Below are 23,447 nucleotides of genomic sequence, written 5' to 3' on the forward strand. Positions count from 1 at the left end.
CACCAACAGTTACATTTATAAGTGATGTAAGCGATGGGAAAAGCAACCCAGAAGTGATCACCCGCACCTATAGAGTGACGGATGCCGCGGGCAACAGTACGGATGTCACCCAGACCATAACCGTAGAGGATACGACCGCTCCTACGGCCAGCAACCCGGCCGCGATCAGTGCCCAGTGTAGTGCTCCTGCATCCAACATTGCGGTAGTGACCGATGAGGCCGATAATTGCGGCACACCAACGGTGAGCTTTGTAAGTGATGTCAGTGATGGGAAAAGCAATCCTGAAACGATTACCCGCACCTATAGGGTGAAGGATGGGGCGGGGAACAGTACGGATGTAACCCAGACCATAACCGTAGAGGATACGACCGCTCCTACGGCCAGCAATCCGGCAGCGGTAAGTGTACAATGCACCTCCAATGTCCCTGCCACGGACATTGCGGTGGTGACCGATGAGGCCGACAACTGTACCGCCAGCCCAACGGTCACCTTTGTAAGTGATGTAAGTGATGGCAAGAGCAACCCTGAAACCATCACCCGGACCTATAGGGTGAAGGATGAGGCGGGGAATAGTACGGATGTCACCCAAACGATCACCGTTGAGGATACCACCGCTCCTACGGCCAGCAACCCGGTAGCGGTAAGTGTACAATGTGTCCCAGCAACGGACATTACGGTAGTAACCGATGAGGCGGACAACTGTACGGCAAACCCGACAGTCAGTTTTGTAAGTGATGTAAGCGATGGTAACAGCAACCCTGAGGTGATCACCCGCACCTATAGGGTGACTGATGAGGCAGGGAACAGTACGGATGTAACCCAGACCATAACGGTTAATGATACCACCGCTCCTACAGCCAGTTGCAAGTCTGCGGTAACGCTCCAATTAAGCACTAACGGTACGGTTACCCTGGATGCTTCCATTGTGGACAATGGTTCCAGCGATAACTGTGGAAGCGTCTCACTAAGCTTGTCCAAGAGCAGTTTTACGACCACTGGCACCAATACGGTGACCCTGACGGTAACGGACCCCGGTAGCAACTCCGACAGCTGTACGGTCACGGTGACTGTGGAGGATCCCGCAACTTTTATCACGACCTGGGACACGACCAAGTCCGGCAGTTCCGGTACGAACTCCATCACCCTCCCTTTGACAGGGACCTACGATGTGGATCTGGGCAATGACGGCAGCTATGAGCTGTTGAACCAGACCGGAACCACTACCATAGATGTGACTACCTATAGCTATACGGCCGGGGAGATACAAGTGGCCATTCGCAATGCCGCCTCAGGGAACGGGACCCTGAGCAAGATATATTTTAACGATTCTGGGGATAAGGATAAACTGCTTTCTGTGGACCAATGGGGCAGTAGTATCTCCTGGAGCACTATGAACAGGGCATTCATCGGCTGTGCGAATTTGGACGTTAAGGCGAGCGATGCCCCAGACCTGGGCAGTGTCACCGATATGTCATTTATGTTTGGCGGATGTACATCACTTAAGGGAACTTTGGCCTTCTCTGCCTGGAACACCGACAACATAACAGATATGAGGAATATGTTCAATGGTGCCAGCACCTTTAACCAGGACATCGGTTCCTGGAATACAGCCAAGGTGAGCTATATGAACCTCATGTTTGCCGGTGCAACCACATTTGACCAGGACATTAGTTCCTGGAGCACTGGCAGCGTGATCGATATGACTAACTTGTTCCAGGCTGCAAGTGTCTTTAACCAGGACATCGGTTCCTGGAACACCAGTAAGGTGACCTCTATGAGAGCGATGTTCAATGGGGCATTCACCTTTGACCAGGACATAAGTTCCTGGGACACCAGTAGTGTGACCGATATGGGCTACATGTTCCTGGGTGCTAAAGTCTTTAATCAGAACATTGGCTCCTGGAACACCAGTGGCGTGACCGATATGGAGCATATGTTTCATAACGCAAATACCTTTAACCAGGACATTGGTTTCTGGGACACCAGCAACGTGACAGATATGGGACACATGTTCTATTTAGCAACCACTTTTGACCAGGACATTGGTTCCTGGAATACCAGCAAAGTAACCGAGATGCAGGGTATGTTTGATGTCGCAAAAGCCTTTAACCAGGACATTGGTTCCTGGAACACCAGTAGCGTGACAAATATGGGGTCCATGTTCTTTACGGCAATCGCCTTTAACCAGGACATTGGTTCCTGGAACACCAGCAGTGTGACGGATATGAACACCATGTTTACGGATGCCAGAACCTTTAACAGCGACATCGGTTCCTGGGACACCAGCAGTGTGACAAATATGTGGAGTATGTTCTTAAATGCAACTGCCTTTGACCAGGACCTGGGTGGCTGGGATCTGGGGAACTTGAACTCTGGCGCCAGTATGCTCAGCGACAGTGGGCTATCGGTGGCCAACTGGGACGCCACACTAATTGGTTGGCACGGGCAGGGCTTTACGAACACTGTGACCATTGGCGCCTCCGGCCTGGTCTACTGCAGGGCCGCCAATGAACGCGCCGCACTGACCCTCAATATTACCGGCGACAGCAAGGCAACTACCCAACCGACGGCTGAGTGCAAAGCAACCACCTTGCTTTTGGGCACGGATGGTACCGCCACCCTGACGCCTGACCTTGTAGACAACGGTAGCGATGGTTGTGGGATCTCCCTAAGCCTGTCGAAGAGCAGTTTTACGACCTCGGACGTTGGTGATAATACAGTAACCTTAAGCGTGACTGATGGCACCACCACAAAAACCTGCCCGGCCACCGTGACCGTGGAGGATCCCGCGACTTTTATCACCACTTGGGACACGAACAAGTCCGGCGCATCAGACGGGAACTCCATCACCCTCCCTTTAACTGGGACTTACGACGTGGATCTGGGCAATGATGGAACTTATGATTTAACAGACCAGACCGGAACCACAACTATAGATATCACCACTTATAGCCATACGGCTGGAGAGATACAAGTGGCCATTCGAAATGCCGCGTCCACAAGCGGGAACCTGAGCAGGATATCTTTTAACAATTCCGGGGATAAGGATAAACTGCTTTCCGTGGACCAATGGGGTGGCAGTATCTCCTGGAGCACTATGAATGGTGCATTTTATGGCTGCACCAATCTGGATGTTAAGGCTACCGACGCCCCCGACCTGAGCAATGTCACCAACATAACCCAGATGTTTCATGGGTGTACCTCACTAACGGGGACGATGAGCTTCTCCACCTGGGACACATCCAACGTGTCCATTATGCAATGGGTGTTTGCGAACGCAGCCGCCTTTAACCAGGACATTGGTTCCTGGAACACCAGCAATGTGACCAGTATGAACTCTATGTTTTCCGGGGCAATCGCCTTTAACCAGTACATTGGTTCCTGGAACACCAGCAATGTGACCAGTATGAACTCTATGTTTTCCGGGGCAATCGCCTTTAACCAGGACATCGGTACCTGGAATACCAGCAAGGTAAGGTTAATGAATCATATGTTCAATGGCGCAACCGCCTTTAACCAGGACATCAGTTCCTGGAATACCAGCGATGTATACTATATGATGCATATGTTCAATGGCGCAACCGCCTTTAACCAGGACATCAGTTCCTGGAATACCAGCGATGTATACCTTATGAATCATATGTTTAATGGCGCACCCGCCTTTAACCAGGACATCGGTTCCTGGAATACCAGTTTTGTGTCCAATATGAGCAGCATGTTCGAGGGTGCAAGCGCCTTTGACCAGGACTTGGGCGCTTGGGACCTGGGGGCCGTGACAGATGGGACCGGGATGCTCAACAATAGTGGGCTCTCAGTGGCCAACTGGGACAAAACGCTCAAGGGATGGTATAACCAGGGCTTTACCAACACCCCCACCATTGGTGCCTCCGGACTGTCCTACTGCAACGCCGAAACCGAGCGTGCCACGCTGTCCTTCAATATTGTTGGAGACAGTAAGGACTGCAGTGGGGTCGGGGACCCGGGACGTTTGTTCGTGCAGAATCCGAAGGGCGACGGGACCAGCAGCGATGGTCTCAGTGGGCTGTCAGATCCGGGCGGATCGGGGTCCGCAACGAACGATGATGAAACGGATAGCAAGGACTTTGCAGGGCTGCCGGAGGTAGGGAACAGGGGATTCTCACCAAACGGCGACGGGATCAACGATACCTTTTCCATTAGCTGGCTGAGGCGCGATTACCCTAATTACACCATGGCGATCTATGACCAGAATGGCACCCTGGTGTACCAGGGAGACGCGGGAACACCGGACTGGGACGGAAGCGCTGCCGGCCAAAGCATTACTATGGGAGATGCAAAGCTGCCCTACGGAGTGTACTACTATATGATAGACTTCGGGGACGGAACCAGACCGGCAGTTCAGGGAGTTGTCTATCTGCAGCGGTAGGCCGGTGACTGTAGAAAAGGATCAGATGTAAGATTAGTATAAAGACGGGAGACGTGGACTACTATTGATGAAAAAAGAGATAGGGGCCCACGGGTCTTTCGTTCTGCCATACTTCAAACCAGAATAGGTGTTCGAATTGAATAGGCTATTTGCGTGATGGCAACGATTGTGGCTAGACAATGTATCAAAATTACCGATGAATTTTTGATACACTCATGACTTTGAACCAGGCTCGGCCATTTTTGCAAAGTCAGGCGATCCTCGCTATCAGTGTACCATGTTAACTAAGATTTTTGACTAGCTGTGATCTTATTTACTATGAAAATTAGCCGGAGGTTATCAAGGTTTTTCAATTCCCATATAGTGCATTTTAAATTCACGTGAAACCGGTAAGCAGTTTCACTCCCTGCAATTTTTTTGTAGGGAAGCTGATATTTTCATAAGGAATTAGTGAAGGGAAACATCAGCTCACCCGGCCAGGATCCACCCTGGTGGAGAAGACACAGCTAACTACATCGAAACAGACCCCATAACTGATATTAAAGTATCCAAGCAAGAAATCCTGAGGCACAGTGTCCGGATATTCCTACAATCTAACAGATATGAATTGATACCATGCCGATGAGGTATTTAGTGATACTATTGCAAGCAAAACCTTTCAAAATGAGAACGATCCTGTCTCTGTGCATATTGTTTTGCTTCTATGGACACGCACAACATGACCCTCTGGTTGGTAAGTGGCAGCGCCTTGGGCACTATACCCATGAATGTGACACTGACAAGCACCTGGATACGAATACGGGTGCAGCGAGATTAATGGAAGAATTCAGGGCTGACGGCACATGGGAGGTTATCGGGGCACCGTGGAGGGGTACCTGGCACCGCTTGAAGTTAAATGAATACAGGTTCACCTATGACATCTTATCCAAGGTGGAGACATGTAGAGTGGAGTTTCGGGGAAACGAGCTGAGATTGTATAACACGACCTGTGACAGCATCCAGGCGGGCGATAAAAAGTTATATGGATACTTACTGCTTATAAGAACAAATCCGGAGGGATAATATCCCTATTTATCGATGTAACAAAAAAGATAGGGGCTCACAGGTTTACTACCGAGCCATATGTTAAGTGGATCATCTAATACATTAATAATTAAAAATAAAAAGCATACAATGAAAAAAATGACCTTGCTGGCAATTCTATTAACGAGTTAATATAGCAAATGCGCAAGACCCAATTACCGGAATTCTAAATCATACCAATTCATACTTCACTATGAAAGCATATAGCAGTAGTTACGATGATGGTTCTTATTCCAAAATATTTTATGACGGTAAGAAAAAAACAATAAATTTCTGGAACTCTGATAGTAATACCCGATATACCAATATAAGAGTTGCAAATATTATTTCTAGAGGTAAAATCGAGACTCGGGAAGTAAAAGTAACAACTACCGCAGGAAGTGCTGATTTTGTATTTGAGGAAGATTACAATCTACCTACTCTTGAATTTATCGAAAATCACATTTAAGAAAAAAAACACTTGCCAGAAATTGCATCCGCCAAAGAAATGGAAAAGAACGGGGTTAATATTGGAGAATTCCAAATTCAATTACTTTAAAAAATTGAGGAACGGACCCTCTATACCATCCAACAAGAAAAGAAAATAGGAAAACTTGAAAAAGAGCATCAAACGCTAAAATCTTTATCCTCCCGACTATCTAAAATAGAAAAGTTTCTAATGCAATCGGAAAAATAATGGAAGCTCTTTAGAATCAATCACTCCTCATACAAACCCTCTACAGGGTTGCGATTCGCGGCCTGGATGGCCTGGCTACCTACGGTCAGCATGGCTATCAGGAGGGCGATCAGTCCGGCTCCCAGGAAGTACCATATCCGTAGTGAAATGCTGTAGGCGAAACCGGCAAGCCAGTCGTTAGCCAGTATATAAGCGATGGGTAAGGCAATGAAAATTGAAAGGAAGACCAACAAGGCAAAATCACGGGTTAACATCACAGATACCTGTAGCGCGCTTTGTCCCAGTACTTTCCGGATACTGATTTCCTTACGCCTGCGGTCTGCCGTAAAAATAGCCAGGCCAAATAAGCCAAGGCAGGAAATGAGGATGGCCATACCCGCAAAATACCTGGACAGAGCCCCCACGCGCTGCTCGGATTCGTAAAGGGCCTGGAAGTTTTCGTCCAGAAAATCATACTCAAAAGGGACCCCCGGATTAAAGCGCTCGTAGAATTGCTGAATTTCCTGGAGTGCAGTTTCTTCCCTGGCTGCCTCCATTCTAACCATAACGTATTTTACACCCTGAGGCATCATCACCATAAACAGGGGCTCTACCCGTTCGTGCAGCGATTTGAAGTTAAAATCCTCCACAACCCCGATTATTTCAGCCCGTCCGTTCTCCACGGTTTTTCCAATAGGGTCTTGGTACCCTATGGTCCTGATCGCGGTTTCATTGAGAATTATTCTGGCACTGTCTGCTCCGAATTCCCGGCTAAAACTACGGCCAGCTTTCATTTCCATGCCCATGGTCTCAACAAAGTCATAATCCACCCCAACGATCTGAAATGCCTTAATATCATCAGGATCCCGCCCGTCCCAATCCAATCCGGTGCTCCAATTATGACCGATCATACTGTGAGTGGTACTCGAAGCGTTCTTTACGCCAGGTAGTTTCCTTAATTCTAATACAAAGGTGCTGAGTTGGTCCTTTATTTTACCTTCAATATTGAAACGTATGATCTGCTCCTGGGCATAACCGAGGTTTTGCTTTTGTACATACTCAATTTGTTTGTAAACCACGATCACAGAGACTATAAGGACCACCGAAAGTGTGAATTGGATCACCACCAGGCCTTTACGCGTCCATAATTCTCCCAGAGACCGATTGAGCTTTCCTTTTAGTATGGTGATGGTATTGAAACCGGAAAGATAGATCGCCGGGTAGCTTCCTGCAATAAGACCGGTGATCACTGAAATTCCCAGTATGGCTGCAATAGCCACTGGGCTGAAATTCAGTTCTAATTGTTTTCCGATGATGGTATTGAACTCAGGTAGCGCCAGGGTAACCAAAACCAGCGCTACCACAAGCGCAATAAAAGCCATCAATACCGATTCGCTGAGAAATTGAAAAATAAATGTCGCACGTTTCGCGCCTATTGCCTTTTTTACTCCTATCTCCTTTAGTCTTCCGGAGGCCCTTGCCGTTGAAAGGTTCATAAAGTTTATGCAGGCGATGATCAGGATCAGTATGGCGATGATGGTAAACAGCCTTACATATTCAATTCTGCCTCCCACCTGCACCCCATTTTCGTAGGTACCGTAGAGGTAGTGCTCAGAAAATGGGATCAACATAGGTGTTCTGATAGAGTTCTCATTCCCTTCTTTTCGGATCTTGTCTATCTTGGCATTTACCTGGGCAATGTCTGCCCCTTCATCGAGTAAAGCATAGACCTGTGGTCCACTGCTGTTCCAATTGTTTAGAGAAGTCCAGGGCGGAACGTCCTTATAAGCTTCCGTTGAGAGCACAAAATCAAAACGGTCTGTTGCATTCAAGGGCACATCCTCGAAAATCCCGGAGACCTGAAATGGCCTTTTCTGTTCGTATTCCACCTGCTGTCCGACCACATTATCTATCGTACCGAACAAGCTCAATGCAAGGGATTTGGAAATGACAATGGCATCCGGACTTTGTAGTAATTCCTCCCTGTTTCCTTGGATGAGCTTATGCTGGAAAATCATAAAATAATCTTCACTGGCAAGTTGTCCGACGGCTTTAAGATTATTTTCACCTCCTACCGAAAGCACATGTTTTCCAAACCAGCCCGGTTGAATAGTGGCTGCAGCGTATTTTACCTCGGGTATTTGCTCCGTCAATACCTCTGCCATGGGGGAGAATGTCTCAAATAAAGTCTGTAAGCCGTCAGTAAATTGAATGTGCTCAATAACCTGGTAGATCTGCTGGTGTTCGGGATAGAACTTATCCACTTTAAGTTCATCCGAAACCCAGAGGGCGATCAACATAACACAGGCAAGGCCCGTGGATAAGCCAATTACATTAATTAAAAAAGAGCTTTTTTGCCTTTTTATGTTTCTGAGGAACAACAGTAGATGATGCCTTAACATGATGCTTCGCTTTTTTTGATGATGTGTTTCTCGCCCTCCCTGGCATTCTGCCGATCTGGTTCGGACAGGGATCTACCCTGATTGCGTATTATAGCCATCCTAATTTTATGCCAAGAATATAAGTCTTTGAAAATTAGAATTTTACAACCATAAAAGTTCGTTACGGCCTGATTTTCTGTCAATTAATTTTACAAAGCACGTCTAAAAAGTGGACAGGAATTGCAGCTTCACCAGCCACTAATTTTACTTTGGAAATTTCTTGATCCTGGCGGAGGAACACTGGATTTCTGTTAAAAAACTTTTTACCTTTAAAACAACAATGTACTAGTTATGTTTAGAAACTTTATCAGGGAGATCGGCCCTATGAATATCGTTATGCTTCTGGTGGTCTTTTCCATTATCATCGTAGCAGAGTATACCTTTTTACAAGGAGAGAAACTGGAAGCCATTTTTATTGGACTTTGGGCGCCAACCATTCTAGGATTTATGAACTACTTAAAAAGGCCCAGGTCATGAAACTCGTCTATACCTACTCCATTTTAGTCGGCATCGTTTTTATCGTGTGGTTGATCTCAATGATCCGGCTCTACAATCAGAATTACGGGAAAAAAGACTAAGGATCCATACCCGGGATTTTATCCCTATTTACCAGAACTTCCTTTTCCTTAAAATGGCCATGGAAGTTTTGTGCAAAGCTTGTATCTTTCTCCTTCGAATCAACAACAAAACCCACATTAAAAATGATATTTAAGAAATCCCGCCTCCAGGCTTTTTTATTCCTCTTTTTGGTAAACGCAGCCGTCGTATCCGCACAGGAAGATAAACCGAACCCCATCGTAGGGAGATGGGACCTTACCATGACCATGGACGGTGAAGAAAGACCCTCATGGCTGGAGATCAGCAAGTCCGGAAAATCCCTGGTGGGGCGATTCGTTTTTGCTTTTGGCAGCGCCAGGCCTGTTTCTGAGATAAAAATGGATGGGGAGTTGTTTAGCTTTAGTATTCCGCCACAGTACGAGCCAGGTGAAGATGATATGGCCTTTGAAGGCACTTATGTTGGCGAAACGCTCAAGGGGAATATGCGATACACGGATGGCAAGACTTATGACTGGGTAGGAACCCGGGCTCCTAAGCTATCCTATAACGCCAACCCCAATTGGGGTAAGCCAATAGACCTCTTCAACGGGAAAGATCTCAGTGGTTGGGAATCGCAAGGAGAGGGCGAGTGGTTGGCGGAAGACGGACTCTTAAAGAATGCCAAACCGGGAGCAAATCTGCTAACTACCGATACCTTTAAGGATTTCAAACTTGAGGTAGAATTCCGTTACCCGGAAGGCAGCAATAGCGGCATTTACCTTAGAGGAAGATACGAGGTACAGATTGCAGACAACAAAGGGCTTGAGCCGAACAGCTTGTTATTTGGCGGGATCTACGGTTTCTTAACCCCCAATGAAATGGCAGCCAAAAACCCGGGAGAATGGCAGCAATACGAAATTACGCTGATCGGACGAAGAGTCACCGTTGTAGCGAACGGAAAGGCCATTATCGTGGACCAGAATATCCCAGGAATCACTGGCGGGGCTATAGACAGCAAAGAAGGGGAACCCGGACCGCTTTTAATTCAGGGCGATCACGGCCCTATTGAATTCAGAAAAATTGTGCTCACCCCGGCAATGGACTAAGGAATCGTACAAACCTACCACAGCCACATCAGTATACCAAAGATGGTAAGGACTAAGACAAGGATCTGGTTTAGGTAATTCTTATACCAGGGGACATCCTCAAATCCTTCACGGATCAATCCCGGCCTGAAAGTATATTGTTTCATCGCTTCCATATCCGGCGCAGGAGTTCGGCTGCTTACCACAATGAAAATGATGGCTGAGAGCAGGGCCATTAGCCCAACATTGATGGTGTAGTGCAGGTGCCAGAGATCCAGTTGTTCCAAAACAAATAAGATGATTCCGGCCAGGGTTCCAAGGACCAGGGTCCAGAAGGCCCCATCGCCATTTCCGCGAGGGTAGAAAACACCAACCAGGAATATCACGGCTATTGGCGGAACGATTATGGAAAACATCTGCTGCAAATAATCCCATAATCCCGTAAAATTCTGGATTTGCGGAGCCCATAAAGCCGCGATGACCATAAAGGTGAGGGTGGCGATACGCCCGTATTTTACAATGTCCTTTTCGGTTATACCGGGCCGCTTAGGTTTTATAAAGTCTATCACCAGTAGCGTAGATGAAGAGTTCAACGCGGAGTCTACACTAGACATGATGGCCGAAATAATTCCTGCCAAAACCAGACCGACCAGACCTACTGGCAGCACCTTGGTTACCAGGGTCGGGAAGACCGTATCTCCATTGGCAATGTCAGGGTACAGGCTTATGGCCATAGCTCCTGGAAAGACCATGATAAAAAGCGGGATAATTTTGAGGAAACCGGCAAAAACCACACCCCATCGTGCCTGTTTCATATCTTTTGCTCCCAAAACCCTTTGGAAGATGTATTGGTTTGTAGACCAATACCAGAAGCCCAGGAGCGGAACACCCATGAGCAAACCTGGCCAGGGGATCCCCGGATCGTCCAGCGGTCGTACTACGGAAAAGTGTCCTTCCGGAGCCGAATCCACTACCTTACTCCAATCATAATCCAGTTGGCCAAACAAGATCCAGGAAATTACCCCACATCCAATAATAAGAATTATGGCCTGGATGGCGTCCGTATATACCACTGCCTTAAGTCCACCCCCTGCGGTATAGATACCGGCTACAATGGCGAGGATCAAAGAGGTTTCCCAAATGCTAAAACCCGGGAAGAAGGTCTGCACAACCAGTCCCCCGGCATACAAGGCACCGGCGGTTTCAATAACAATGGTACTGAAGATCGTGACCACGGAAAAGAACAATTGTGAACGCCTGTCGTACCGCTTCTGTAAGAATTCCGGGATGGTTGTGATCCTGCTTCGCAGATAAAGCGGAATAAAGATCAGGGCCGCGATGATAAGCGGAAGTCCGGACATCCATTCGTAGACAGAATTGACAATACCGGTGGTATAGGCCGCACCTGCAAGCCCCACAATGGTAGAACCCGAAATGTTGGAGGCAAAAAGGGAAAGCCCAATAATACCCCAACCAAAGGTTCTGCCCCCGAGGAATAGGTCTTCCCCGGTTTTGGTTCTTCTGGAGATCCATAGTCCTATGAAGAGAACGATTAAAAAATAGGAGATGACAATGCCGATGTCAATGTTCGAAATCTGGCTTTCCATTGGTCTTTAGTTTGGTTGTTATAGCTCAATGAAAATACTACATTTAAAATTATCCGGTTTTATCAGGTATTTTTCAAGCGGTTTTGAAAGCCAGGAATCAATGCCTCCCAGGCCCATGTGAAGATGATCTATACATAGGTGAACTCCTCCAGCTTTCTCAAGTTGGGAGGCATTACCCTTATCCCGCTCACTGCGGTTCAATTGCCATGGACTGTACTCCAGGGCGCTGAAAGAAAAAGGCTCAGAGGCCGTGATTTTTGCGGTGAGCGTATCTTCCCGGCCTGTTAACTTCAGCCAGCGGCAATCCTGTCTTGCCCCGTTTTCCTGAGGGGAGATGTACGGCACATATTGCTTGCTGGTCTCATCACTATGAACCCCCATTCGCGCGGCAGATTTCCTGTCAGGGTAGTTCTCAAATGGCCCCCTTCCAAACCACTTTAAGTTAGCAAATGACTCCTTTAGAATCGTATACAGACCCATTCTTGGTAGTAGTGGCAGATCAGCATGGACCTTTAGTTCAAGTCTTATCTCAATGTTGTTTTCAGCTGCGAACAGATAGGTCAATATACATTCCGCTTTGCCATCCCCGAGGTCAAAAACGCAGGAAATTTCATTTTGCTCAGCAAGGAGTGAATTTAGTTTGAAATGGGTACTGGCTTCTTTCCAATACTGACATTTCTCCGGCATGTCCCATCCAAAGTCATTGTCCGTAGGAGCCCGCCAAAAGAGGGGTCTAATAGGGCCAGACAACAGTTCCTCCTTGTCTTTCAGGATCGAAGTGATAAGACCAGATTCTTTATCCACCCAAAATTCAACCCCATTGCTTTTAAACCTGAATTCCTTATCCTCCTCATTTAATTGTCCGCCGGACTTTTTTTGTTCGGATAACTTGGACTCAAGCCCTTGGGTCAACTGGAATTGTGTTGCTGCCAGCACATGCCCTTTATTCGCCCATGCTAAAGGTTTGTCAGCAATTATGTCCAGGTTCAGATAGTGCTCTTTGGAAGTATCGAGGGAAGATATATTATAAGGGATCTTAAACGCTGCATCTGAGTTTCCGGCCAGATCCAGAGGTATTTTCCCCTTTTGTGCAGTGCCAATTTCATTTACAACAGACCAGTACAAAGAAAAAGCCTGTAATGAAGTGTAAAGCCATTCATTTTGTATGCTCAGAAGTCCGCTGTTTTGGTCTAACAGCTTTATTCGGACCGGAGCATAGAACTCCTTTACCTCATAAAGGGCGGGTTTCGGTGTGCGGTCTGGCCACAACAGCCCATTAATGCAAAAATTACCGTCGCTGGGCGTGTCCTCAGGACCAAAACCCCCTCCAAAGGCCCAGTATTTTTGGTTGTGCTCTTCTTTTAGGATGCCCTGGTCCATCCAATCCCAAATAAACCCACCCTGCAGGCAATCGTACTTTTCAATCAGTTCCCAATACTCCTTGAGGTTTCCGTTGCTGTTTCCCATGGCATGGGAGTATTCGCACATGATAAAAGGCCTGTCTCCCCGGTTTTGGGCGTAATCTTCTACGGCTTTAACACTGGGATACATGGGGCATACGATATCAGTATTGGCCTCTTCAAAGGCCTGTTCGTATTGTACAGGTCTGGACTTGTCCTGTGCTTTCAACCATTGGTAACCCCTCTCAAAATTTATCCCATTACCAGCCTCATTACCCAAAGACCAAATGATCACGGAGCAATGGTTTTTGCTTCGCTGATACATACGCTCAATACGATCTAAATGCGCGTTTTGCCAGGCGGGGTCTTTGGCCAGGCTTTCTTCTTCGAATCCCATACCATGACTCTCAATATTGGCTTCGTCCACCACATAAAGGCCATATTGATCACAGAGTTCATACCATTCCGGGGCGTTGGGGTAATGACAGTTGCGCACGGCATTGATGTTATGCCTTTTCATCAACAAAATATCAGCGATCATACTTTCTTTGGTAATCACATGGCCGTGTTCCTGATCGTGTTCATGCCGGTTTACTCCCCTTAAGGTAAGCGGCATACCGTTCAGGCAGAGCTGATTCCCTATGATGGAAATATTCCGAAAACCAATTTGGGCTGAGATTTGGTCCTGTATGTCACCTTCAAGTTTAAGCTCCGCTGAAAGTGAATACAGATACGGAATTTCCGCGCTCCAGGGCTGCGCATCAGGAACCTCCAGGGTAGTATTTAACTGAAGATTTTCCCCTGATGTTACGGAAAATGACAAGTCCGAAGAAATTACCAACTTTCCTTCCCTATCCATCAGTTGAAGGGTTAGTATACCTTCTGTTTTGGTTGATGAGGTATTTCGCAAGTTCGTTTGAAAGCTCAACCGCCCGTCCTTATGGCCGTTCACCAGGCTCGCTTCTATGCTGTGGTCCAAAATATGCAGCGGATTCCGCGCCTCCAGGTATACGGCTCTTTCTATACCACTAAGTCTCCAGAAATCCTGGCATTCCAGGTAACTGCCATCGCTCCATCGGAATAACTGAATGGTGATCTCAATTTCCTGGCCGTAGTATTCGGTAATATCAAAGACCACCTCGGTCTTGCTGTCCTGGTTATAACCGATAAAATATCCATTGATCCAAAAATAACTGGCAGATTTAATGGCCTCAACAACCAGGAAAATGTTTTTTTGGTCCCAGTTCGATGGAATGTTGACCTTCTTCTTATAGATCCCGCTGGGGTTTTTTTCAGGAACGAAAGGTGGATTTTTTTCAAAGGGGTATCGCTGGTTTACGTAAATGGGAGTGCCGTAGCCTTGCAGTTCCCAATTGCCCGGAACTTTTATGTTGCCCCAGCCTTGGGTATCGAACCCGGGATTTGAAAAACCTTTGGGCAGGGCTTCCTTGTTTTCGGCCCAGATAAAATCCCATGTACCGTTAAGCATTAACTTGTGTTCAGCCCTGAATGGAGATCTCCGAAAGGCCGTGGCAGGTTCTTGCCCAAGGGAAAATACCCCAGGGTCGCAGAGCCAGTCGTAAGAGGGTTGGGGAAGTTGGGAAGGTTTCTTCATTAAGCGCGATCCAATTAGCTGGCATAAATGTATTTTATTTCACAAGACTGCACAAAAGAAGGTTGGATTCGCATACGATCCAACCCTACTATTATACTCTGGAATCTCTAATCCGCTACTTCTGCATTTTGAGGTAGTAGTCCGCTGAATGCTTTCCGGATCCGTAAACCACGAAGAAAATACAGGCCAAAAATACCGCCAATGCGATAAGAAGGTTGTTAAGGTCCATAACACCAATGAAGTTTACCAGGATGGCGCCAATCAGAATCGGAACCTGCAGTAAGGCACACCAACGGGTAAGGAAGCCAACAATGATCATAAATCCTCCTACAAAATGAGCGCCAATAACATAGTGCATGATCAGCCAGCTGCCGGGTAGGTTTTCAAAAGGCTTCATTACTTCAGTCATTAACTCCAGGTTAGACATAAAGCTTACGCCTTTTGCAATGAGGAAAACACCAAGAGCTACGCGAATAAGGTCTAACCAATAATAAGTATGGGCGTTGGCCCATTTGTTTAAGGTTTTAATTCTTCCCATGACGTTATTAATTTAGTAGATTGCCCAAATAAGATACTCATTTTAAAGGAGATAAAAAAGAGCTGTCGGGTGAATAACCCCTTTATGCAGCCATATTGAATCTTAAACAAAATATTCAAAAATCTAGTCAAATAGCTACGGTCAAAAGGCAGGGGCAAAAAAATTTAACAATAAAATGTCCCAAAATTTTATTCCGGCAGATATACGGTTAAACCACGTAAACACTTTTAGGAATGAAATTGGGAGAAAAAATTTTTCGCAAAGATCAGCCGCTTTGGGGTAAACCCGTTGTGGCTTATGACAAGTCTAAAATGAATGAACTGCTTTCGGAAGTTCCCATTTCCGAAAACGGGCATGAACAAATATCTGCAAAAGCAGCGGTACCAGAGATCTCCCTGGAGACCGAATTATATCTTATCCTTAATTCTTAATCCCTAAAGCCTGTTCTGATGGTATTCTCTGATCAGCAACTGAAGAATATGGCCTATCGTTCGGTAAACCTGGGGATTGTGCCAAAAGAAAACTACATTCTGGACGAACAGAAGATCCTGAATGGATACAAGTCTAAGAAATACAACCTCAATGAGAAGATTGGGGAATTGGGAGAGTCACTCGCGGAGAACATCCGCAAGGTGGAGATCATAAAAGGGAAGCTCTCCAGGGAAGTAGCGCTTAGGAATAAGGAAGGCACCCTGAGTATCCGGGAAGAGATGGATTCCCTGATGGAGGTTATCAGGTCTCAGAAGGCCGGTATCAAAAATCACATTAGACGGTGTCAACTCAACGGAGATGAACTCTATTGCCCCTACAATATGGATGAGGTCACTTCCATTGAAGATTTTGAGCCAAAACAAGAAATCCCCCAACCCAAAGTAAAGCAGGGCCCCAAACGAGTACCGTTTTGGGTGTTATATTTGGTTGAGGTCCTCTTTATTTTTGGGGAGGGGATCTTGTTTTACAACATCCTCACCGAGACCCATGATCTCCCGGTTATCATTCTGCGGAGTATTTTCTTTATCCCTATCGTTTTTGCGGCGAGCTTCCTTACTTCGCGGAAAATTTCACTGAAGTGGGTATGGCTCCCTATATTACTGATACTCGGGGTCTATTCCATATTGGGTTTCACAGTAATGGAGTGGTTCCTGGAATCCAAGGCGCTGGATGAAACCCTGACGTTTTCCGCTTTCCTCATTAGAAACGGATTCCTCATTCTCGGTGCAGTCATGATGGTTACCCTGGCGCTCTTCCTTACCAATGCGGTAAAGAGCATCTACAATCATCAGGACCGCAAGAAGGCAAAAATGCCAAAACCTGAACCCGAACCTGAACCCACAGAAAAAACTCCACAGCAAGCAGACCTGGATTTTAAGATCCTGGAACTAAAAGGTACCTATGCCAGGCTGAGGAAGCTTGAAAACAGATTAACTAACTCCCAAGTGGCCGGTAAAGACGAATTCAAACGTATCCTCGGGGATGTTGCTACCCTGGAAAACAGAACCGAGGAACTATCGGCCCAAATCGGGGTTTTTGAAAAAGAGCTAGGCGACCTGGAAATCGACTCCGTGGAAGAGCTTAGCAAATACAGGGAGCATTTTGAGAATTACAAGGAGAACGCAACGCCGGTGCATTGGAAGCGGTTCGACTTTAATCATATTTAAGAACAGATGAAAAATTTAGGTGTCATACTATTGTTGGCGATACTCATCACAGCCTCTGGCTGCAATACTGAATGTGAGCAGGTCACTACCCGGAATATTACCATTCTGGTAGATGTAACCGATTCGGTACTGATAGATCGCGCGAAATACGAACTGCGAAAAGAGAACTTCAAACAGCTCATTTCCAAGAAGCTAAATCTGCCGGAGAACCCTAGTTGTTTTACCGTCAATTATGATTTCGGATTTATTTCCACCCAGAGTTATTACAACCCTGTTTCCACCCAGTTCTCGCAGACCAGTTGGGGCCAGGCCAGGAATAAACTCATCATCGGATGGCGGGATTTCTATGAGGCACACGAGAAGAACCTTCAAAGCCTGGATTCTCTCGGTAATATGGAAAGCACATCGCTCTTCCCCACATTGATGAAAGCCATCAACAAAACGGATGGTACGGTAATCGTGGTGAGTGACCTTATAGAGAATAATCCGGCAGTGAATTTTTACAAGAACCCACCTACCACCCCGGAGCAGATGGAAACTGCCTACCAAAAGATGCAGGGATACTATCTGCCGGACAAGGTGGGCACAGGAGCACAGAAAGAAGTGTTGTTTATCGTTTTATCCGAGCCAAAGAATTCCGGAGTAGTGCATAAGGCCCGTGCTTTTTGGAAATATGCCCTTGAAGAACAAATTGGGCTTCCGGTGACCTTTGCGGATGGTATTTCAACACTTTAAGCATGCCAGCAGTAGTAGTTTATCTAATGCTTATAGGGTTGGCATTGCTGGCATGCATTTTATTTTATATACCGAGGAAATATTGGTTCAATAGAAAAGTTGCGCGAGAGGAAGGCCTGGGAACCCTGGTGGTCTTGCTCATAGGCATGAGTATTAGCCTGCTCTGCTTTTTGTTCAGCAAATTGCTCTTTTCTGCCTTCTGCCTGAGCATTTCCTCCAGTATCATCGAATACAATATCCTGATCAACAACGTGTATTGGTACGGATCTGAATTGCTTTCACCCCTGCGCAGCCTTAAGTACCCTTTGTCTTATTTTGGCTTGCATACCCTATCTTATTTTTCGGGACTTTATGCGGTATTGTATTGCCTGAGCAAACTCAATATCACCTCCAGTTTCAACCTGGCACATGACAGGCTAAAGCTGCAGTTCATGTGTTTGGGCCTGTTCATGTTCTTTGAGACTTTGCTCTACCTCTCATATCCATTTCAGACCTTCGGAAGCGGATGGCGTATATTTCACAATTTTTTTGCGGTTTTTCTGGCCAGGCTTCATTTTACGGCCTGCCTCTTTATCGCTGCCTGGATGCATTTCCACTACGATTGGGTCAAGGCCGCTCTGAATTCAGAAGTATTGTCGATCCGTTTGAATTGGCTGTCAGACATCTTTCGTTCACAGCGAAAAACGGGAATATTTTTTGTGGCCCTTGGAATGCTTTTTCTCTTGCCGGCGTACATCCGCATGTATTCTCCCTCCAGTTTCGGACTATTTGTGTCCATACTTTTCAACGGAGGATTACTGTTTGTTTTTTGGCGATGGGTATGCCCGGCCCTTTATCAGCTCGTACGATTCATCGCGGACTTTGAAAAAAGAAAAGCATTATGAGTGACGGTCTTAAAGCCATACTATCTATCATAGCGGTTTTTCTGGCCCTGATACTATTTCACATCCTATGGCCATTGCAGATGAAACTCGAACCCAATTCGCATTTCATTTCCGCGGTAAGGGATGAGGACCACAACGTATTGGCCATTTTCGGAGAGAAAACCATTCTTAATAACCGCCTTACCCAGGAGGAACTCGAAAAACTCAACAAGAAGGGTGAATTGAATAAATTCCCAATTGTCCCGGTGATGTCTTACCAGGAATTGCCGGAAAACTATATCTACTTTCTTACCAAAGTGGAGAGCAAGAACTTTTTTGAGTTCGGGAAAGACAATGTTTATGGGATGTCTTTTTCAGGCATCGCCCGATTGTTCAAAGGGAAGGCAGACGGGGGATCCAATATCCCGCAGCAACTTCTAAAAAATGCCATCCATAAAAAGGACGGCCTGGGAACGATTTACCTGTCACGGAAATACGGGGAACAGCTGGCGGCTTTCCAAATGGTAAAATCCGCAAGCCCGGAGGAGATCTTAATGGCCTATACCAATTATTCAGGTAACTTTTGGTACGAACGGGATTTTTCCGGACTCATTATGGCTTCCTATGCCGTTTTTAACAGGCCTCCGCACGAGCTGAATGACTTGGAAATGTTGCTCACAGTAAAGACACTCAAAGGAGGTTACGAACTCAAAAAGTTATGTTCTGATAGGTACGCCAACCGGGAAGTGATCAAAGATCGTATGCTAGCTTATTTTAGCCTTATTACGGATGATTCTGAAGAGGATCGCCAAAGGCTGGCAAAGATGAAAAAGATGGAGCTGGGTTTTTCCGGCGGTAATCAGTTGAGAAAGACTTCCGCGCTTACCAATTTCCTGTCTGGCAAACGGGGTAAAGCCAAAGACTATTTCGCGGTGCAATACATTTCTTCTATTAAACAGGAAAATCAGGAACAATTGCAGAAGGCTGTGGAGCGATTTAAGAAACGGTTTGGTTCCAGCCTGTTCCGGAAGGGTTACAACCTGGAGGTTTCATTGCTGGCGGTGGATATTGAAACCGGATTGATTGAAGCCACTCTAGGGAATCGCGAAAGCAATGCGGCTATTGCGAATTTTACGGATTATGGCAGTGGTTTCCAGTGTGGATCCATATTAAAGCCGCTGGTTTTCCTGGAACTTTTTGAGAATTACGATTTTAACGAGGACACCCGGCTGTTTAATGGCGACCTTAAAGAATACCGTTATAACCCCGACAATGTCAGCAAAAAAATGCGCAACAAAGAGGTGCTGGTCAGGGATGTCTTGAAGTACAGCCTCAATAAGGCCGCGGTTAACCATCGGGTGTATACCGACCCCCTGGAAGTTGCCCGCGAGGTGGAATCCAGCCTGGCGGAAATGGATATAGCATCAAATCCCTCCTATATTCTTGGGGAGTCTTATGTTCTGGGGACGAGGACCATGACACCCTGGGAAGTGGCCCAGGCCTACCAAATGCTTTTTAACGAGGGCAGAATTGTTACGCTTAGTCCTTGGAAGTATATTGTCAACCCGCGTTTGCAGGACACTATTTTTGATTTCAGAGATCAGAGGCAGAAGCCGCTGTATTCCATCAAGAATTCGGATAGGATCAAAGCGCTTTTACCTGGCGCATTTGAAGCCGGGGGCACCTGCCACCGGCTGATCCGTTTTTTGCCGGAAAACAGGCAATACTACGGAAAAACCGGTACGACGGGTAAAGCAAAAGACGGCTGGACGGTTTTAAGCGATGGCAAAAAACTGATTGTGGCCTGGGCCGGTTATGTTAAAAATGAGAAGGGCATGCTAAGTACCAAAGGAGCACCGGAAATACCCTCAAAATCAGGGGCTGGCTCTGCCGGGATCCTGGCTGCTATGGCCTATGCTCAATTGTATAATTAGTTTTTTTTCGCTAGTTTTAAACTATTGATCCATATATACTTAATATCTCGTATTTATTTGAAGTAAAAACTACTTGCTACCAGATTGAAACGTTATCAAAGCGATAATAACAAAAATGTACCAAACGGTATATATTGAGACTTACCGGCTAAAGTAAACATCGGGCCCCGTTGTTTCAAGTGTTGTACTTCTTACCTTCTTATCGCGACCAGACCGCAAATTGCGTTTAACCTCATTCGTTAAACAAAAGGCCAAACCACAGTACTGCAAGTAGAAACGCTTATTCAAAAAGTGAAATGTAGGTGATGAATGATCTGTACAAAAAAGAGGTCGAAATAAACAACAAGGCCAATAGGGAAAACCCTCCTGAAAGCGAAGAAATACGGGATGGACAGCAGTTGAAACACGACATTTTAGGTATCCGGCTGCTACTGCTCTACCAGGCCTATCTAAATGGTGAAACCACCCTGGAACCGGAATTCAGGATGGCGATCTGGAGAAGAGCCAGGTTCGATGAGGAATTTCCGGTAAAGATCCGGATCGCGCAAATGCACCACCCGGAATTCGGATCAGACTCCTTTGATTTTGATGGGGAGAATGCTTTGGAAGATCTGTTCCCGGAAATAGGGAAGCAGACTAAAGCGACTCCTGCCAAATCCAGGTTTGAACTGATTCAGGCTTATAAGGAAGAAGTCCGTGATCTTTTAAAGGTTTTGTATTAGACTACTGCTTTGGTCTGGGCACCTAGCAGGTGCTTCTCAATGATCTTGGGGTCTATATGCCTGTTGATGGGTAGCCTGTAACAATCTATGATCGCGGGCAGAATCTTATTGGCAATCAGGCTTGCGATCTTTTTACCCTGTCTGCATATCCATTTTCGTTGTGCTTCGAACTCCCTTTTGTCTACGCCGTTCAGGATATCCAGGATCTTCTTTCCCTGTATGAACCGCTTTCTCAGGAATTCTTTTTTTAAAGGCTCGTAGTTTGAATATTCAATATAGTCGCTCACACTGCGGTTCATTTCCAGCAATACGGTGTTCTTATGCTCTCCCCAAAGGCTGTCAAAAACTCCAGGGATAGCTTCGGGCTCGGGAGGTGTTGTGTCGTAACTCAAAGGAATCCTGGAATTCAGCACATTCACATAGTCGATGCACAGATTTCGGATAACCGGATAGTAATAAGAAGTAACCTGGGCAGTGCAATTTACGGGCAGCAGTTTCCCTGAGCGATATCGTTTCAACTCTTTAACGAACAGGTCGGAAAAAATGCTTTTAGCGTGCCCCTCCAAATCGGTTTTAATACCAAGCCTTAGGAGCCAGTGCTTGATCAGCGGCTCCACGCAATTGTAGAATTGCCGGTGTTTTTCCAGATTACCGGGGTCTTCCAGGTAATGGTAAACGGCGTTCCAGGATTTATTGTATGTTGGCTTGTGCCCCATTGATCATGTGTTCTCTTATACCAAGCACCAAAAAAAGCCATATAAGGCATATTTTGGATAGGTGTTGCTAAGTAAGAAGATTTGTATAGGGCTGCTATTTTATAACGATTTCCCGGCTTACTTATTTTACCGGACCCTCAAATTCAGTTAAAAAAACAGCTTGAGAATGAACGAGTGCGGTTTTGTTCTTGAATTAAGAGTGACCAGCATTTTAAAACAATGAGATGGCAGGGAGATTTTTTATCAAAATTCTAAGAAAATCCCAGGGGCCCGCTTCAAAGAATTATGTTAATTTTAAGGCCAAACATGGCCTCTCGCTATGGAAGTAAGCAGAGAACTTCTTTTTTTCTTCAGTGCCCTGGGAGCCTTTAACGGGCTGGTTATGGGAGCTTATTTCTTGTTTTTTGCCAGACCAAAACACCATTCGCATCTTTTTCTGGGTGCCCTGTTGCTTGCCTTGAGCATTCGGGTAGGTAAGTCTGTCTTTTATTATTTTAATCCGGACCTGGCGGTGATATACATTCAGACTGGCCTCATAGCCTGCTGGTTTATCGGTCCGCTTTTGTATTTCTACACCTTTTCTGCCACCAGGCCAAAAGCCTCGTATAAAAGGTCCCTGGGATTCCACCTGCTGTTTCTGATACCCGCCGCGTTGGTCTTGTTTGGGGCCTTTCCCAGAACTCAATACCTCAAATTGTGGATCAATGTGTTCATTTACATCATATATCTGCAATGGCTTGTTTACCTGATCGCCTCCGGATGGTTATTGAGAAATGCCCTAAAAGGCCTGAAGCTGCAAATGATAAGAAGGGGAAGTTTTGAACTTTGGATTCTCAGCATTTACCTGGGTAACCTTTTGATATGGGTTGCCTTTAACACTGTGGGATACACTTCCTATATCCTTGGTTCTATCTGCTTTACCTTTATTTTTTATCTGCTGGTTACCCTGCTGTTCTTTGCAAAAAAGAAAAACACCTTGCTATTCCGGTATCCCCCTAAATACGGGGACAAATCCATTTCGGCTGACGAAGCCGGTCGACTGATAAAAACCCTGGAAGACCTCATGGTAAAGGAACAACTTTATAAGAATCCGAACATCACCCTTCCGGAAGTAGCCAAGCAGCTCAATACTTCTCCTCACAGACTTTCGCAACTGCTCAATGAGCATCTTGGTATTAACTTCCCGAATTACCTGAACAAGTTCAGAATACTGGAGGCTACAGCCCTGATCAAGGATAAACCTTCCTTTTCACTGGAAGCTATAGCCTATGATTGCGGCTTCAACTCCAAGTCGGCCTTCTACAACGCCTTCAAAAAAGAGACAGGCACAACTCCCTCACGATTTAAATAATTCATGATCCCCGGCCGTTCTGATTTATAACCTGCTACTCCCGGATTATATTTAACGAACAGATTTTTGGGTAGCTGTATTAGTATTACCGGAAACCCTTC

The 23,447-nt window shown here is 46.1% G+C and carries 17 protein-coding genes; 12 read left to right on the forward strand and 5 right to left on the reverse strand.

Annotated elements, in window-relative coordinates; all coding sequences use genetic code 11:
* The 3 genes from GTQ38_RS10310 to GTQ38_RS10320 all read left to right on the forward strand — a co-directional run.
* A partial coding sequence (locus GTQ38_RS10310; protein ID WP_161435443.1) for a BspA family leucine-rich repeat surface protein occupies positions 1-4,406 on the forward strand: 4,406 nt, incomplete at its 5' end.
* A gap of 663 nt (positions 4,407-5,069) precedes the next feature.
* Complete coding sequence (locus GTQ38_RS10315) at positions 5,070-5,468, forward strand: hypothetical protein (protein ID WP_161435444.1); 399 nt, start codon at positions 5,070-5,072, stop codon at positions 5,466-5,468.
* A gap of 214 nt (positions 5,469-5,682) precedes the next feature.
* Positions 5,683-5,937, forward strand: a complete 255-nt coding sequence (locus GTQ38_RS10320) for a hypothetical protein (protein WP_161435445.1) — start codon at positions 5,683-5,685, stop codon at positions 5,935-5,937.
* A gap of 248 nt (positions 5,938-6,185) precedes the next feature.
* Here the strand turns inward: GTQ38_RS10320 and GTQ38_RS10325 are convergent, their stop codons facing one another.
* Entirely contained in the window at positions 6,186-8,546 is a 2,361-nt protein-coding gene (locus GTQ38_RS10325; protein WP_161435446.1) for an ABC transporter permease, read from the reverse strand.
* Between the two features lie 330 nt (positions 8,547-8,876).
* Here GTQ38_RS10325 and GTQ38_RS10330 point away from each other — a divergent pair, with 330 nt between their 5' ends.
* Positions 8,877-9,062, forward strand: a complete 186-nt coding sequence (locus GTQ38_RS10330) for a hypothetical protein (protein WP_161435447.1) — start codon at positions 8,877-8,879, stop codon at positions 9,060-9,062.
* Positions 9,063-9,286: 224 nt separating this feature from the next.
* Positions 9,287-10,228, forward strand: coding sequence for a 3-keto-disaccharide hydrolase (locus GTQ38_RS10335; RefSeq protein ID WP_161435448.1), 942 nt, complete (start codon positions 9,287-9,289; stop codon positions 10,226-10,228).
* Positions 10,229-10,242: 14 nt separating this feature from the next.
* Here the strand turns inward: GTQ38_RS10335 and GTQ38_RS10340 are convergent, their stop codons facing one another.
* The 3 genes from GTQ38_RS10340 to GTQ38_RS10350 all read right to left on the reverse strand — a co-directional run bounded on the left by GTQ38_RS10340 (position 10,243) and on the right by GTQ38_RS10350 (position 15,367).
* Complete coding sequence (locus tag GTQ38_RS10340) at positions 10,243-11,814, reverse strand: sodium:solute symporter (RefSeq protein ID WP_161435449.1); 1,572 nt, start codon at positions 11,812-11,814, stop codon at positions 10,243-10,245.
* A gap of 18 nt (positions 11,815-11,832) precedes the next feature.
* Positions 11,833-14,829 carry a glycoside hydrolase family 2 TIM barrel-domain containing protein gene (locus GTQ38_RS10345; protein WP_161435450.1) on the reverse strand — a complete coding sequence of 999 codons (2,997 nt, stop codon included), beginning with the start codon at positions 14,827-14,829 and terminating at the stop codon, positions 11,833-11,835.
* A gap of 115 nt (positions 14,830-14,944) precedes the next feature.
* Positions 14,945-15,367: a DoxX family protein gene (locus GTQ38_RS10350; protein ID WP_161435451.1), complete on the reverse strand. Its 423-nt coding sequence runs from the start codon at positions 15,365-15,367 to the stop codon at positions 14,945-14,947.
* Positions 15,368-15,600: 233 nt separating this feature from the next.
* On the opposite strand from GTQ38_RS10350, the gene GTQ38_RS10355 reads away from it, so the two are divergent.
* The 6 genes from GTQ38_RS10355 to GTQ38_RS10380 all read left to right on the forward strand — a co-directional run bounded on the left by GTQ38_RS10355 (position 15,601) and on the right by GTQ38_RS10380 (position 21,279).
* A complete protein-coding gene (locus GTQ38_RS10355) occupies positions 15,601-15,798 on the forward strand; it encodes a hypothetical protein (RefSeq protein WP_161435452.1) in 198 nt (65 codons plus the stop codon).
* An 18-nt stretch (positions 15,799-15,816) separates the two neighbouring features.
* Positions 15,817-17,025, forward strand: a complete 1,209-nt coding sequence (locus GTQ38_RS10360) for a YfhO family protein (protein ID WP_161435453.1) — start codon at positions 15,817-15,819, stop codon at positions 17,023-17,025.
* A gap of 6 nt (positions 17,026-17,031) precedes the next feature.
* Positions 17,032-17,760 carry a hypothetical protein gene (locus GTQ38_RS10365; protein ID WP_161435454.1) on the forward strand — a complete coding sequence of 243 codons (729 nt, stop codon included), beginning with the start codon at positions 17,032-17,034 and terminating at the stop codon, positions 17,758-17,760.
* 2 nt (positions 17,761-17,762) lie between these two features.
* Positions 17,763-18,644 (forward strand): hypothetical protein, encoded by an 882-nt coding sequence (locus GTQ38_RS10370; RefSeq protein WP_161435455.1) that lies wholly within the window; start codon positions 17,763-17,765, stop codon positions 18,642-18,644.
* Positions 18,641-20,557: a transglycosylase domain-containing protein gene (locus tag GTQ38_RS10375; RefSeq protein ID WP_161435456.1), complete on the forward strand. Its 1,917-nt coding sequence runs from the start codon at positions 18,641-18,643 to the stop codon at positions 20,555-20,557. Before GTQ38_RS10370 ends, GTQ38_RS10375 begins: the two co-directional genes overlap by 4 nt.
* Positions 20,558-20,862: 305 nt before the next feature.
* On the forward strand, positions 20,863-21,279 hold the full coding sequence (locus tag GTQ38_RS10380; protein WP_161435457.1) for a hypothetical protein: 417 nt from the start codon (positions 20,863-20,865) through the stop codon (positions 21,277-21,279).
* Here the strand turns inward: GTQ38_RS10380 and GTQ38_RS10385 are convergent.
* Positions 21,276-21,995: a hypothetical protein gene (locus GTQ38_RS10385; protein WP_161435458.1), complete on the reverse strand. Its 720-nt coding sequence runs from the start codon at positions 21,993-21,995 to the stop codon at positions 21,276-21,278. The two genes, GTQ38_RS10380 and GTQ38_RS10385, sit on opposite strands and share 4 nt — an antisense overlap.
* 319 nt (positions 21,996-22,314) lie before the next feature.
* On the opposite strand from GTQ38_RS10385, the gene GTQ38_RS10390 reads away from it, so the two are divergent.
* Positions 22,315-23,346, forward strand: a complete 1,032-nt coding sequence (locus tag GTQ38_RS10390) for a helix-turn-helix domain-containing protein (RefSeq protein WP_161435459.1) — start codon at positions 22,315-22,317, stop codon at positions 23,344-23,346.
* The last annotated feature ends 101 nt before the right edge of the window (positions 23,347-23,447 follow it).

The sequence above is a fragment of the Poritiphilus flavus genome, assembly GCF_009901585.1.
GTDB lineage: Bacteria > Bacteroidota > Bacteroidia > Flavobacteriales > Flavobacteriaceae > Poritiphilus > Poritiphilus flavus.

Coding starts and splice junctions, on each gene's coding strand:
- GTQ38_RS10315 (WP_161435444.1), top strand. CDS start 5,070: ATGAGAACGATCCTGTCTCTGTGCATATTGTTTTGCTTCTATGGACAC.
- GTQ38_RS10320 (WP_161435445.1), top strand. CDS start 5,683: ATGAAAGCATATAGCAGTAGTTACGATGATGGTTCTTATTCCAAAATA.
- GTQ38_RS10325 (WP_161435446.1), bottom strand. CDS start 8,546: ATGTTAAGGCATCATCTACTGTTGTTCCTCAGAAACATAAAAAGGCAA.
- GTQ38_RS10330 (WP_161435447.1), top strand. CDS start 8,877: ATGTTTAGAAACTTTATCAGGGAGATCGGCCCTATGAATATCGTTATG.
- GTQ38_RS10335 (WP_161435448.1), top strand. CDS start 9,287: ATGATATTTAAGAAATCCCGCCTCCAGGCTTTTTTATTCCTCTTTTTG.
- GTQ38_RS10340 (WP_161435449.1), bottom strand. CDS start 11,814: ATGGAAAGCCAGATTTCGAACATTGACATCGGCATTGTCATCTCCTAT.
- GTQ38_RS10345 (WP_161435450.1), bottom strand. CDS start 14,829: ATGAAGAAACCTTCCCAACTTCCCCAACCCTCTTACGACTGGCTCTGC.
- GTQ38_RS10350 (WP_161435451.1), bottom strand. CDS start 15,367: ATGGGAAGAATTAAAACCTTAAACAAATGGGCCAACGCCCATACTTAT.
- GTQ38_RS10355 (WP_161435452.1), top strand. CDS start 15,601: ATGAAATTGGGAGAAAAAATTTTTCGCAAAGATCAGCCGCTTTGGGGT.
- GTQ38_RS10360 (WP_161435453.1), top strand. CDS start 15,817: ATGGTATTCTCTGATCAGCAACTGAAGAATATGGCCTATCGTTCGGTA.
- GTQ38_RS10365 (WP_161435454.1), top strand. CDS start 17,032: ATGAAAAATTTAGGTGTCATACTATTGTTGGCGATACTCATCACAGCC.
- GTQ38_RS10370 (WP_161435455.1), top strand. CDS start 17,763: ATGCCAGCAGTAGTAGTTTATCTAATGCTTATAGGGTTGGCATTGCTG.
- GTQ38_RS10375 (WP_161435456.1), top strand. CDS start 18,641: ATGAGTGACGGTCTTAAAGCCATACTATCTATCATAGCGGTTTTTCTG.
- GTQ38_RS10380 (WP_161435457.1), top strand. CDS start 20,863: ATGAATGATCTGTACAAAAAAGAGGTCGAAATAAACAACAAGGCCAAT.
- GTQ38_RS10385 (WP_161435458.1), bottom strand. CDS start 21,995: ATGGGGCACAAGCCAACATACAATAAATCCTGGAACGCCGTTTACCAT.
- GTQ38_RS10390 (WP_161435459.1), top strand. CDS start 22,315: ATGGAAGTAAGCAGAGAACTTCTTTTTTTCTTCAGTGCCCTGGGAGCC.